The sequence below is a fragment of the Pandoraea apista genome (assembly GCF_001465595.2).
GTDB classification, from domain to species: domain Bacteria; phylum Pseudomonadota; class Gammaproteobacteria; order Burkholderiales; family Burkholderiaceae; genus Pandoraea; species Pandoraea apista.
Genome location: NZ_CP013481.2, coordinates 3842451 through 3856166, shown reverse-complemented (window position 1 = coordinate 3856166; position 13716 = coordinate 3842451). Strand labels below are relative to the sequence as shown.

10 protein-coding genes and 1 pseudogene are annotated in these 13716 nt (G+C 63.7%); all 11 read left to right on the top strand.

Annotation, left to right across the window (positions count from 1 at the left end):
• The first annotated feature begins 312 nt into the window (after positions 1-312).
• On the top strand, positions 313-1440 hold the full coding sequence (locus AT395_RS17515) for a MurR/RpiR family transcriptional regulator (protein WP_048629003.1): 1128 nt from the start codon (positions 313-315) through the stop codon (positions 1438-1440).
• Entirely contained in the window at positions 1437-2393 is a 957-nt protein-coding gene (locus AT395_RS17510) for an isoaspartyl peptidase/L-asparaginase family protein (protein WP_042115098.1), read from the top strand. The genes AT395_RS17515 and AT395_RS17510 overlap by 4 nt, the downstream gene beginning before the upstream one ends.
• Before the next feature lie 87 nt (positions 2394-2480).
• Positions 2481-4367, top strand: a complete 1887-nt coding sequence (locus AT395_RS17505; RefSeq protein ID WP_042115102.1) for a dipeptide ABC transporter ATP-binding protein — start codon at positions 2481-2483, stop codon at positions 4365-4367.
• A 208-nt stretch (positions 4368-4575) separates the two neighbouring features.
• Positions 4576-6135, top strand: coding sequence for a glutathione ABC transporter substrate-binding protein GsiB (gene gsiB, locus AT395_RS17500; RefSeq protein WP_042115104.1), 1560 nt, complete (start codon positions 4576-4578; stop codon positions 6133-6135).
• A gap of 97 nt (positions 6136-6232) precedes the next feature.
• The gene (gene gsiC / locus AT395_RS17495; RefSeq protein ID WP_042115106.1) at positions 6233-7153 is read left to right on the top strand and encodes a glutathione ABC transporter permease GsiC; all 921 of its coding nucleotides are present in this window, start codon (positions 6233-6235) and stop codon (positions 7151-7153) included.
• 10 nt (positions 7154-7163) lie between these two features.
• Positions 7164-8066 carry a glutathione ABC transporter permease GsiD gene (gene gsiD / locus AT395_RS17490; protein ID WP_048629004.1) on the top strand — a complete coding sequence of 301 codons (903 nt, stop codon included), beginning with the start codon at positions 7164-7166 and terminating at the stop codon, positions 8064-8066.
• A gap of 20 nt (positions 8067-8086) precedes the next feature.
• Positions 8087-9214: a DmpA family aminopeptidase gene (locus AT395_RS17485; protein ID WP_058375227.1), complete on the top strand. Its 1128-nt coding sequence runs from the start codon at positions 8087-8089 to the stop codon at positions 9212-9214.
• Between the two features lie 25 nt (positions 9215-9239).
• Positions 9240-10058: a M55 family metallopeptidase gene (locus AT395_RS17480; RefSeq protein ID WP_042115112.1), complete on the top strand. Its 819-nt coding sequence runs from the start codon at positions 9240-9242 to the stop codon at positions 10056-10058.
• A 342-nt stretch (positions 10059-10400) separates the two neighbouring features.
• Positions 10401-11282, top strand: coding sequence for a DUF4118 domain-containing protein (locus AT395_RS17475; protein ID WP_082117819.1), 882 nt, complete (start codon positions 10401-10403; stop codon positions 11280-11282).
• A gap of 2 nt (positions 11283-11284) precedes the next feature.
• Positions 11285-12154, top strand: coding sequence for an alpha/beta hydrolase (locus AT395_RS17470; protein WP_048629007.1), 870 nt, complete (start codon positions 11285-11287; stop codon positions 12152-12154).
• Positions 12155-12440: 286 nt separating this feature from the next.
• Positions 12441-13484 (top strand): annotated as a pseudogene (locus AT395_RS17465) (ABC transporter ATP-binding protein); the annotation flags it as partial.
• Between the last annotated feature and the right edge of the window lie 232 nt (positions 13485-13716).

Sequence of the window (13716 nt, the reverse complement as noted above, 5' to 3'; positions counted from 1 at the left end):
TCCCCAGGCGGTCCTGCGACAGTCCTGTGTTGCGTTGCCTGATTTTTTCGCGAGGGTAGAAAACCGCCGCGTCGTGACACCGTAGTTCTGAAGTCGGATCGCAAAGCGTCCGGCAAGTTCGTGCATTCGGGTTTCCCCTAGTATGCCCGCATTTTGCGTATCGGTGTGGCGCGGCCCCCTTGTTTTGACAGGGTTTGCGCGGCGAAGGGGGGCGTGCATCGTCATTCCGGCAGTGTTTGAACTATTTTTTTTCTTTTGACGGGGTTCTGATGAAAATATACTTTCCTTCACTCCGATGGATTGCCTCGAATCATGATTGACGCCGAATCGTTGCCCGCCGACCTGCCGCTCACCGAGCGCATCGTGCGTGCCATGCCCGACCTCACGCCAGCGCAGCAGCGCATGGCGGCGTTCGTGCTCGACAACACGTTTCGTGCGGCAACCATGCGTATCGACGAGTTTGCCGATGCCGTTGGCGTGTCGCTCGCCACGGTCAATCGTTTCGCCCGTGCACTCGGCTTCGATGGCTATCCGCAATGTCGAGCCGCGATGGTGCGTGGATACGAGGCCACGCTCGCGCCGATCGAAAGCCTGCGCACGAGCAAAGCGCAGGCGAGCGCCAGCGCCGACGTGATGGCTGCGTCGCTTGCGCAAGCCATCGAAAATCTCGACTGGACACGTCGCGCACTCGACGCCGCGACCTGCGAGCGCGCTGTCGAGTCGATCCTTCAGGCGCGCCGCATCTATGTGCTGGGGTTGGGCGCGAGCGGATATCTTGCCGGGCTGCTGCATCACGGTCTCGATCCGTACTGCGAGAACGTGCAGGCGGTGGTCGGTGTGGGCGGATCGACGCATGCCGCGCGCCAACTTTTCAAATTGCGCGAAGGCGATCTGGTGATCGCGCTCGCTTTCCCGCGCTACGTGTCGGACACCATCACGCTGTGCCGGCGTCTGCGAGGGCGAGGTGTGCCGGTGATGGTGCTCACGGACAGCCCGACGTCACCGTTGGCACCGCTTGGCGACATCGTGATTTTCGTGCGTAGCAAACCGCGTCTGTCGAGCAATTCGGAAGCGAGCGTGCTGGCGATCATCGATGCCCTGTGCGACGCCGTCGCGCAGCGCGCCAAGCATGCGGTGGACCGCGCCACGGAACTCACTGATTTCCTGCTGCCGTGGCTCGATTCCGCGTCGGTCGCTCAGACGTCAGGTGCGAGCGCATCGGCCCATGCGCCGGCCAATTCGCCGGCCAATTCGCCGACCAATTCGCCGGCGGGACCGGTGGTCGGGCGCATCGTCACACCCCAACATACCGCCGCAGCAAACGCCACGGCGAACTCTCCCGCCAGTGCCGCGGCGGTGGTAACAGCACCGAACCCCGCCCATCCGGCCATGCCCCGCACTGTGCCGGTCGGGCAGGACAGAAAGGACAAAGCACTATGAGTCACGCCCAACGCGCGGTCATCGCCATTCACGGCGGTGCCGGAACGATTAGCCGCGAGACTTCGCCAGAAGAACTCAAGGCGTACCACGAGGCGCTGGCCGATGTGCTGCGCGCGGGACAGGCGGTGCTCGCAGCAGGCGGCTCGGCGCTCGATGCCGTCACCGAGGCAGTGCGTCATCTCGAAGATTGCCCTCGCTTCAACGCGGGACGCGGCGCAGTGTTCACGCATGAAGGCACCCACGAACTCGACGCTGCGATCATGGACGGCGCCACGCTCGACGCGGGCGCCATTGCTTGCGTTCACCGTTTGCGCAATCCGATCCTCGCCGCCCGCACGGTGCTTGAAAACAGCCCGCACGTGCTGCTCGTGGGCGAGGGGGCCGAAGCCTTTGCGGCGGCACACGGTGCCGTGCTGGTCGAGCCCGGATATTTCTTCACCGAAGCGCGCTACGCCCAATGGCAGCGCGCGCTGGCCGACGCCGCTGTGGCGCTCGACCACGACATGCCGCTCAAGAAAGAGCCGATCGATCCCGACACCAAGTTCGGTACGGTCGGCGCGGTCGCCTGCGACAGCAACGGTCACGTGGCCGCAGCGACGTCGACCGGCGGCATGACAAACAAGGCAGTCGGCCGCGTGGGCGATTCGCCCATCATCGGTGCAGGCTGTTATGCAAACGACGCCACTGCGGCCGTCTCGGCGACGGGCACAGGCGAGGCATTCATCCGCACCGTGGCCTGTTACGAAGTGGGCGCGTTGATGGCATACGCCGGGCTGTCGCTTGCCGATGCTGCCGAGCGCGTGATCCACGAACGTCTGCTGCGCGTTAAGGGCCGTGGCGGCCTGATCGCGGTGGACGCACAGGGCAACGTCGCGTTGCCTTTCAATACCGAAGGGATGTATCGCGGCGTAGCGCGCGTGGGCGAGACACCCGTGACGGCCATTCACGAGTGAGTTTCCGAACGTGAAAGACAAGGCCGGGCCGTAGACGGCAAGACCTTCAGTAGCAGATTCAGCAAGCGAAGATTAGCGAGGACAGGTGTGGCAGAGCGCAAGACAACCCCTACGATTTCGTTGCCCGAAGAGCGCGTGCTCGACGTGAGCGGCCTTACCGTGCAGTTCGCGACGTCCGAGCGCGTGGTCACGGCCGTACGTGACCTGTCCTTCCATGTCGACCGCGGCGAGACCCTTGCCATCGTGGGCGAATCCGGTTCCGGCAAGTCGGTGACGTCGCTCGCTGCGATGCGCCTCGTCGAGAACGGTGGCGGAAGCATCACTCACGGCTCGATGATCATGCGCCGCCGCAACGGCAAGCTCGTCGACCTGACCCGTGCCAGCGGCCGGACCATGCGCAGCATTCGCGGTGCCGACATGGCCATGATCTTTCAGGAGCCGATGACCTCGCTCAATCCGGTATTCCCGGTGGGCGAGCAGATCGCCGAATCCATTCGCCTGCACCAGGGCAAGGACGCGGCGTCTGCCCGCGCAGAAGCCCTGCGCATGCTCGAACTCGTGCGAATTCCCGAGGCGCGTCGTGTACTCGGGCGTTTCCCGCACCAGCTCTCGGGCGGTATGCGTCAACGGGTGATGATCGCGATGGCGTTGTCGTGCAAACCGGGCCTGCTCATCGCCGACGAACCCACGACCGCACTCGACGTGACGATTCAGGCGCAGATTCTGCAATTGATTCGCGCGTTGCAGGACGAGATGCACATGGGCGTGGTGTTCATTACGCACGACATGGGTGTGGTGGCGGAAGTGGCCGACCGTGTGCTCGTGATGCATCGCGGCGACAAGGTGGAAGAGGCACCGTCGCGCGAGATCTTCGCCGCACCGCGCGAGCGCTACACACAGGCGTTGCTCTCCGCCGTGCCGCGTCTTGGCTCGATGCAGGGTACGGACTTGCCTGCTCGCTTCCCGTTACTGCGTTACGACGCGCCGGCCGACACGAAGCCCGCCGAGGAGACTCCGCAGCCAACCGTCAGGACCGAAGCCGGTCCGATTCTGCGCGTGAAGGATCTCGTGGCCCGCTTTGACGTGCCATCGGGTTTCTTCGGCCGCGTGACGCAGCGCGTGCACGCTGTCGAGCGCGTGAGCTTCGACTTGTATCCGGGGGAGACGCTGGGTCTGGTGGGCGAATCCGGTTGCGGCAAGTCGACGACCGGCCGAGCATTGTTGCGTCTGGTCGCAAGTCAGGGCGGCTCGATCGAATTCGGCGGCAAGCCGATTCAGGACCTCGCCGGGCGCGCTCTGCAAACGCTGCGCCGCGATATTCAGTTCATCTTCCAGGACCCGTTCGCCTCGCTCGATCCGCGCCTGACGGTCGGCTTCTCGATCATGGAGCCGCTGCTCGTACACGGTGTGGCGAAGGGCGCAGAGGCCGAGAAGCGGGTGGCCGAGTTGCTCGACCGGGTCGGGCTGCCGGCCGATTACGCCCAACGTTATCCGCACGAGTTCTCGGGCGGTCAGCGTCAGCGCATTGCGATTGCGCGGGCGCTGGCGCTCAAGCCGAAGGTCGTGATCGCCGACGAATCGGTCTCGGCGCTCGACGTCTCCGTGCAGGCGCAGATCATCAACCTGATGCTCGACCTGCAAAAGGAGTTCGGCATCGCGTTCCTGTTCATCTCCCATGACATGGCGGTCGTGGAGCGCATCAGCCACCGGGTCGCGGTGATGTACCTCGGCCAGATTGTCGAGATCGGTCCGCGCCGCGCGATTTTCGAAAACCCGCAACATCCGTACACGAAGAAACTGATGTCGGCGGTGCCGGTTGCCGATCCTGCGCGCCGTCACGCCAAGCGGGAGTTGTTGACGGAAGAGATTCCGAGTCCGATCCGCGCGGTCGGCGACGAACCGCAGGTGCAGCCGCTCGTGGAAGTCGGTGCGGGGCACTATGTGGCGCGTCACCGCGTGGCGGGTGCGTATTGAGACGGCGGATGCGGCGGCGCGGCGTTATGACGTTATGACGTTATGCACGCGCCTCGCGCCACCAGTATGGTTTTCCCCCGGGGAGTAAGTCTCCGGTAGCTCAGGCAGTACCCAGTTGCAGCTCTCTTTGTAGCCACAATGTCCGCCAAGGGAAGCAGTCGTACGACTCGCTCGCGGCGACCCCGTCAGACCAGAAGGAGAAAGACAGATGTCGAAAACCGCTTTGTTGGGCGCTCGCTGGAAAACCGCGTTCGCGTCCGTCGCCGTGGCTTCCGCCGTGCTCGGTGCAGCGCCGGCGTTCGCCGCCAAGGATGTCGTGATGGCCGTGCAGTCGACGTTCACCACGATGGACCCGTACGACGCCAACGATACGCTGTCGCAGGCTGTCGCCAAGTCGTTTTATGAGGGCATGTTCGGTTTCGACAAGGACATGAAGCTCATCAACGTGCTGGCCGATAGCTATACGGTCTCGCCGGATGGCCTCGTCTACACGATCAAGCTCAAGTCGGGCGTGAAGTTCCAGGACGGCACGAACTTCGATGCCGCCGCGGTGAAGGCGAACTTCGACCGTGTGACCAATCCGGACAACAAGCTCAAACGCTACAACCTGTACAAGGAAATCGCCAAGACGGAAGCGGTCGATGCCCATACGGTGAAGTTCACGCTCAAGGAGCCGTTCTCGCCGTTCATCAACACGCTGGCTCACCCGTCGGCCGTGATCATTTCGCCCGAAGCCCTCAAGAAGTACGGCAAGGACATTGCGTCGCATCCGGTCGGCACCGGTCCGTTCGAGTTCGTCGAATGGAACCGCACCGATTACGTGAAGGTGAAGAAGTTCGACGGCTACTGGAAGAAGGGCTATCCGAAGGTCGACACGATCACCTTCAAGCCGGTGGTCGACAACAACACGCGCGCCGCTGTCATGCAGACCGGCGAGGCGGGCTTCGCTTTCCCGGTGCCGTATGAGCAGGCCGACGGTCTGAAGGCGAGCGGCAAGGTCGACGTGATCGCCGGTCCGTCGATCATTCAGCGCTACGTGAGCTTCAACACGAAGCAGAAGCCGTTCGACGACGTGCGTGTGCGTCAGGCCATCAACTACGCCATCAACAAGGAAGCGCTGGTGAAGGTGGCCTTCTCGGGTTACGCCACACCGGCCGACGGTGTGGTGCCGAAGGGCGTGGACTATGCCGCCAAGACCGGGCCGTGGCCTTACAACCCCGCCAAGGCGAAGGAACTGCTCAAGGAAGCGGGGTATCCGAACGGTTTCGAGACCACGCTGTGGTCGGCTTACACGTACACGACTGCACAGAAGGTGATCCAGTTCGTGCAGCAGCAACTGGCGCAGGTAGGCATCAAGGCGCAGGTGCGTGCGCTCGAAGCCGGTCAGCGTGTCGAACTGGTGGAGTCGGCGCCGGATCCGGACAAGGCGCCGGTGCGTATGTACTACGTGGGCTGGTCGTCGTCGACGGGCGAAGCCGACTGGGCGTTGCGCCCGCTGCTGTCCTCGGAATCGTTCCCGCCGAAGCTGTTCAACACGGCCTACTACAAGAACGACGCTGTGGATGCCGACTTCAACAAGGCGCTGCTCACGACCGACCGTGCCGAGAAGACCAAGCTCTACACGGACGCGCAGCAGAGAATCTGGAACGACGCGCCGTGGGCGTTCCTCGTGACGGAAAAGCTGCTGTACGCACGTAACAAGAACCTGTCGGGCGTGTACACCATGCCTGACGGCTCGTTCAACTTCACCGACATTTCGATGAAGTAAGCCTCACGCGCAAGTGTGAAGTGTCCGCGCCGCCAGCGACGCTGGCGGCGCGGTTTACCGCAAGACATGGTTTGGCAAGACGTTCGGCAAGACTGCGATGCTCAATTACTTTCTCAAACGCCTGCTCGGCCTGATCCCCACGCTGCTGATCGTGGCAGTGCTGGTGTTCGGCTTCGTGCACATGTTGCCGGGCGATCCGGCGCGTCTGGCCGCCGGCCCGCAGGCAGACGAGGCGACCGTGATGCTGGTGCGCCAGGATCTCGGCCTCGACAAGCCGCTGCTCACGCAATTCACGAACTTCATCACGCACGCAGTGCGGGGCGACTTCGGTTTGTCGATGCGCAGCAAGCAACCGGTCTCGGAGGAAATCGGCAGCCGTTTCATGCCGACGCTGTGGCTCACGCTGGTGAGCATGATCTGGTCGGTCATTATTGGTATGGGATTGGGCGTGGCGTCCGCCGTGTGGCGCAATCGCTGGCCCGACCGCCTGGGCATGACGTTCGCGGTCTCGGGCATCTCGTTCCCGGCGTTTGCGCTGGGCATGCTGTTGATGCAGATTTTCTCGGTGCAGCTCGGATGGCTGCCCACGATGGGCGCCGATTCCTGGAAGAGCTACATCCTACCCTCGATCACGCTTGGGGCGGCGGTGGCGGCCGTGATGGCGCGCTTCACCCGTTCGGCGTTCGTGGAGGTGCTGCACGAGGACTTCGTGCGCACGGCACGTGCGAAGGGGCTCAACGAAATGCACGTGGTGTTCAAGCACGCGCTGCGTAACGCCATGATTCCCGTCGTCACGATGATGGGCTTGCAGTTTGGCTTCTTGCTCGGTGGCTCGATTGTCGTCGAAGTGGTGTTCAACTGGCCGGGGCTCGGACGTTTGCTGATCGATTCGGTCGAGATGCGTGACTACCCCGTGATTCAGGCGCTGGTATTGCTGTTCTCGCTCGAGTTCATTCTGATCAACCTCGTGGTCGACGTGCTGTATGCCGTCATCAACCCGACCATTCGCTACAAGTGAGGCACGCATCATGAATGTGAGTCAGCCAACGACTGTCACCCCTACCGCTGCCGGCAGCAATCGCGTACGCACGCCGTGGCGCGAATTCTGGCGCAAATTCAAGAAACAGCATATTGCCATGGTCGCTGGCGCGTTCGTGCTGGTGCTGGTCGTCATCGCGATTCTGGCGCCGCATCTGGTGCCGTTCGATCCGGAGAACTTCTTCGATTACGACGCCCTGAACGCCGGCCCGTCGGCGAAGCACTGGTTCGGCGTCGATTCGCTGGGGCGCGACATCTTCAGCCGCGTGCTCGCGGGCACGCGAATTTCTCTCGCCGCCGGTTTTGGCTCGGTCGCGCTGGGTGCGGTGATCGGCACGGTGCTGGGATTGCTCGCGGGCTATTACGAAGGCTGGTGGGATCGCATCGTGATGCGCATTTCCGACGTGCTGTTCGCCTTCCCGGGCATTCTGCTGGCTATCGGCGTGGTGGCTGTGCTGGGTAACGGCATGGTCAACGTGATCGTCGCTGTCGCCATCTTCTCGATTCCGGCGTTTGCGCGGCTGGTACGTGGCAATACGCTAGTGCTCAAGCACCTGACCTACATCGAAGCGGCCCGCTCCATCGGGGCCTCGGACTGGACGATCATCATGCGGCACATTCTGCCGGGCACGGTGTCGTCTATCGTGGTGTATTTTTCGATGCGTATCGGCACGTCGATCATCACCGCCGCAAGCCTGTCGTTCCTCGGTCTGGGGGCGCAGCCGCCTACGCCCGAATGGGGCGCGATGCTCAACGAAGCCCGCGCGGACATGGTCAATGCGCCACACATCGCGATCTTTCCGAGCCTGGCCATTTTCCTGACCGTGCTCGCGTTCAATCTGCTGGGCGACGGCCTGCGCGACGCGCTCGATCCGAAGCTCGACCGTCACTGAATTCAACGCAGGAGCGCGACATGACGTCATCGTCAGACCCTCGCGAAGCCTTGTTCGGCGCCCCTTACATCGGGCTTCTGCCTGCCGGGCCGCGCCATGCGATCACCGATGTGCCGGGCGTTTTCGTCGGCCATGTCACGCTCGCCGACGGGCCATTGCAGACGGGAGTGACGGTGGTTTGTCCAACACCCGCCGATACGGCAGGGGCGGCGGGCGCGGCGCCGGCGACCGCCCCCGATAGCCGCTGGGACCCGTTCCGCACCAAGATTCCCGCGGCGGCGGCTGTCATCAACGGTTTCGGCAAGAGCGTTGGTCTGATGCAGATCGACGAACTTGGCGTCATCGAGGCCCCGGTCGCGCTCACCAATACGTTTTCCGTAAGTCACGTGGTGCTCGGCCAGTTGCGCGCGGCGCTGGCGGCGAACCCGGGCATCGGGCGCGGCAGTCCGTCGCTTAATCCGACCGTTCTCGAATGTAACGACGGCTATCTGAACGACATGCAGGCGTTTGCCGTGACCGAGGCGCACTATGCGCAGGCGCTGGCGAACGCGTCATCCGAGTTCGAGCAGGGAGCGGTCGGCGCGGGGCGAGGCATGTCGAGCTTCGGCCTCAAGGGCGGCATCGGTTCTGCGTCGCGTGTGGTGGAGACGGCGGGACAAGCGTTCACCGTCGGCGTGCTCGTGCTGTCGAACTTCGGCCGTGCGCCGCAATTGACCATTGCCGGGCGTCACGTCGGGCCGGTGCTCGATGAGCGTCTGGCGCAGCCGGACGAGAGCGCGGCGCCCGAGCGCGGCTCCATCATCCTGCTGGTCGCCACCGACGCGCCGCTCGACGCGCGGCAATTGCGGCGTGTCGCCACGCGTACCGGTGCCGGTCTGGCGCGCACCGGCTCGGTGTACGGCCACGGTAGCGGCGACGTTGCGCTTGCCTTTACCACCGGCTATACGATGCCGCACGACGCCCTGGGGCGTGTCGCTCCCGCAGCGCTCGTGCCCGACGCCTTGCTCGATCCGATTTTTCAGGCCACGGCCGACGCCACCGAGCAGGCGATCCTGCATGCGCTCTTTGCCGCCGAGTCGGTGCTCGGGCGCGACGGCCATGTGCGGCGCGCGCTTGCCGACGTGCTGCCCGACTGGGCAACGCTGTGAGCCTTCCTCCTGCCTTGCTGACATTATGCGAATTCTGATTTCCACTGACATCGAAGGCGTTGCGGGCGTTTTTCACGCCGAACAGACGCGCGCGGGAAACGGCGAATACGAACGCGCGCGCCGCTGGATGACGCGCGAAGCCAACGCGGCCGTCGAAGGGGCGTTCGCGGGCGGGGCGACCGAAGTCATGGTCAACGATTCGCATGGCGGATTTCGCAACCTGCTGCCGGACGAACTCGATCCCCGCGCCCGCCTCGTGTTGGGCAAGCCGCGCTATCTCGGCATGGTGGCAGGGGTAGAGGCAGGCTGCGATGCGCTGTTCATGATCGGTTACCACGGCAGGGCGCAGAGCGCCGGCATTCTGGCGCACACGATCAACAGCTTCGCCTTTGCGCGCGTGTGGCTGGCCGGCGTGGAGGCGAGCGAGGCCATGCTGTACGGTGCGCTCGCAGGCGAGCGTGGTGTGCCGATGATCATGGCGAGTGGCGACGACGTGTTTTGCGAGGAGACCCGGCTGATCTTCCCGCACGCTCATTATGTGCAGACGAAGGCGGCGTGGGGGCAGGGCAGCGGCATGACACTCAGTCCGAGCCAGTCCTGCGACCTGATTCGCGCTGCCGCGAAAGCGTCGCTGGCCGCGCCGCGCACATGGCATACGTACAAGGTGGAAACGCCGGTCGAAGTGCGTTTGCAGGCGCAGACCACGGCGCTGGCCGATCTCTTCTGCCAGTGGCCCACGCTCGAACGTGTCGACGGCGTGACGCTCCAGTTCGTGGCGCCGAGCGTCGAGGCGGCGGTGCGGGTGCTCAATTGCCTGTCGGCCATGTCGTTCATGTTGCGCTGAGCAATACACTCCCCCTCCTGTTTTTGCTGCAGTCGCCCCGGCCAGCCCGTCTTCGGTTCATGCGATCGCCTAAACCCCTATGCATATCAGGGTCTTTGGGCGGGGTTGAGTCGGGTACGTCCGTTGTGGTTTCCCCTGTCAACGGACCGAAGGCTGCCCGCCTGAGCGCGCCAATGCTGGTCTTGCCGTCGTGTGTTGTGGGGATGCGACTCAATAGGGGTTAGTCGTCACGGAACGTCAAGAGCCGGCATGCGATAATCCGTAATATTTTGTAACAGGCATGCCGCCTTTGGGGGGCGCCACTTTGGATTATCGAGCGCCGGCAAGTCCCGGCGGGGAATCATGGATATCAGAAACGCCCGACGTTGGGCGGAGCCCGGCGCAAAGCGTTACGTTGGCGCGCTAATGGTGGTACTTGCTGCGTTTCTTGTTCGCAGTCTGCTGCATCCGGTGCTGGATCACTCGATGCCGGGCATTTTTTTCGCCTGCGCCGCCATCATCGTCGAATTCGTGTGGGGGTTGGGACCGGCGATCATGGCCATGGTCATCAGTATTCCAATTTTCGACTTCTTCTTCGTTCCGCCCTTTCGCGATATCGCCGAGCTTGACCGGCGCGACGCGCTGATCGTGACCGGCTTTCTGATGATTACGCCGCTGGCCGTTGCGCTGATCGAGCGCCTGCGTCGCGCCCAGTACCGCGCCGAATTGATCGCGGAGGTCGCACAGACGCGCTACGAGATGTTGCTGCGCGCCGAGAACGAACGCATGTTGCTGTCCGACTCGGTGCAGTTGGGTAATGCCCTGATGACGTATCTGACGAAGCATCTGGATACCATTTTCTATCTGGCCAATCCGGTCACGCATTACGAATTCATCGACGAACATTTCCGCCGGGCCACGGGAGTTGCCCCCGAGGTCGTCAAGCGCGAAGGTCTGCGCGCGTTGTTGCATCCCGAAGACGCGCTGCGTCTGGCCGGGCTGTTTGTGGTGGATGGCGAGCGACCGCACCACGGCGCGCACAATCTGCGCATGCGCACTCGCGACGGCGACTACGAGATGTTCCACTGCGAATTGCAGTATTTCCGTGCCCATGTCGGCACCTACGTGATTTTGCGTTTGCATGCGGGGCCGGCCGTGCGTCCGGTCACACCGTTGCATACGCTCACGCCGGCGGCCAACGCGCGTGATGTCAGCGAGACGCCGGTCGTCTCTGGCGGAGTTTGACGATGTTCCAGGACGATATTTTCTACAAGGGCGGCGAACACGCGGTGCTGCTGTTACCGGGGCTGTCGAGCACTCCGCTCGAAATGCGTCCGGTGGCGAAGGCGTTGCATCGCGATGGCTATACCGTGTCGGTGCCGCATATCGAGGGCTACGGGCTCGGCACGCCGTGCACCGACTGGCGCTCGTGGATTGCCGCCGCACGGGCGAAGTATCGCGAACTGCGTGACACGCACGAAACGGTGTCGGTGTGCGGGCTGAGCATGGGCGCGACGCTGAGCCTTGCCGTCGCGGAGGAAGAGCCCGATATCACGGCGCTTTCGCTGCTGGCAGTAACGCTGTTGTACGACGGCTGGACCATTCCCTGGTATTACCCGCTCATCGATCTGGTCTACCACACGCCGTTCCGTCATCGTTATCGCTATCAGGAGAAGGCGCCGTTCGGCCTGAAAAACGAAGCGCTGCGCGCGCGCGTGGCAAAGTCGATGTCAATGCACGACGCCTCCGAGATCGGCTCGGCCTCGTTGCCGCTGGCTCACCTCTACAACGCACGACGGCTGGCGGCGCACGTGCGCAACCGGCTGAGCCGCGTGACGGCCGACTGCCTCATCATTCATGCGGTGGACGACGACACGTCGAGTCCGCACAACGCGCGCATCGTCTTCGAGGGCGTGTCGTCCGAGGTCAAGCAGAAGTGCCTGCTCGGCGAGAGCTATCACATTCTGACGATGGACAACGAGCGCGAAACCGTGGCGGATGAAACGCGCCGCTTCTTCCGCGATGCCGTGGCACGCAGCACCGGTGCCGCCACATCGGAGACACGCGTCATCTCGAAGGCGCTGCTGCGCGCGAAGCGCCGTCAGGCAGCCGCCTGATCGGCAGGCGTGATCGCAGTGCGTGTGCGATCGCGCTTGCCTTCTCACTTCTCTCTCAGTTTCTTCGCTTCTTCATCTCCTCGGCACCTCCGCCTTATTTCCCATGGACTGCGAAAGGTGTTGAGGTACCCGATCGCGCGACGGGTGCCCTGATATCCGCCTGTTGCTCGCCCCCGTCATTGTGAATGGGGGGTGTCATCAAACTGCCATCGATGACCGGTTATGGTCGGAGTTTTCCGATCCAGCCGCCTGCATGATCTGCTGGTGGCGCTGCATACCTCTGGCCATGTCATCGCTCGTCATCGAATCCGTCAGCAAGCAGTGGGGCAATACACACGCGCTTCACGATGTGAGTTTCGCCGCCGATGCAGGCTCGCTGGTGGTGCTTCTTGGCCCATCGGGCTGCGGCAAGTCGACGCTGCTGCGCATGATCGCCGGTCTCGATACGCCGAGTACCGGACGCATTCTGCTGGGCGGCACCGACGTGACCGGATTGCCGCCTGCGCGCCGCAAGCTCTCGATGGTGTTCCAGTCTTATGCACTCTTCCCGCATCTGTCGGTGCGCGAAAACCTGCTGTTCGGGCTGCGCGTGCGCGGTGAGCCGGCACGCGATTTTCCGCAGCGTCTGGCGCGCGTGGCATCGCTCCTCGGCCTTGAGCCGTATCTGGAGCGTAAGCCGTCACAGCTCTCGGGCGGTCAGCAACAGCGCGTGGCGCTTGGGCGCGCGGTGATTGCCGAGACCTCCGTTTGTCTGATGGACGAACCCCTCTCGAATCTCGATGCGCAACTGCGTCAGGAAATGCGTCGCGAGATCCGTGCGCTGCAACAGCAGCTCGGCATGACCCTCGTTTATGTGACCCACGATCAGACCGAGGCGATGAGCATGGCCGATCAGGTCGTGTTGCTGCGCAACGGCCGCATCGAGCAGCGCGGTGCACCGCACACGCTCTATGCCACCCCCGCTACCCGTTTCGCCGCGAGTTTCATCGGCACCCCGCCGATGCAATTGCTGCGCCTCGTACGCCATGGCGACGCGCTGGTGCCCGCCGGGCAGACCGGCCCGGCGTTGGCCACCGCCCTGAGCGACACGCAAGACGCTGCGTTGCTCGGGGTGCGTCCCGAGCATGTGAGAGCTGTCCCGCCAACGTCGGTGGGCGCGGTACTGGCTACGGTCAGCGCAGTCGAATATCTGGGCGCGGACACGCTCGTCGCCTGTACGTTAGGAGACGCCGGCGAAGTCGCCACGCGTGTGCCTGGGCATCGGCCGTTTGCGCCGGGCGAAGCGATCGGCCTGCAATGGGACGCCGCCGATCAGCATTTATTCGACGCGGCCAGCGGCACGCGCCTCGCTGGCGTGACAGCGAACTGGCGAACGGTCGAAGCGGTCGATGTGGTCGACGCGGTCGACGTGAACGAGCCGGCCAGTGCCGGGGCCAACACGGCGTTGGCGACGGAACCCGCGAAGGGCGTGCCGGCGATGCCGTTGACCGCCTCGGCGTTCACGTCATACAAGTCCGAGCAACACGTCTGACACTGGCCTGCCGTCGTTGCCGCCGAATCGA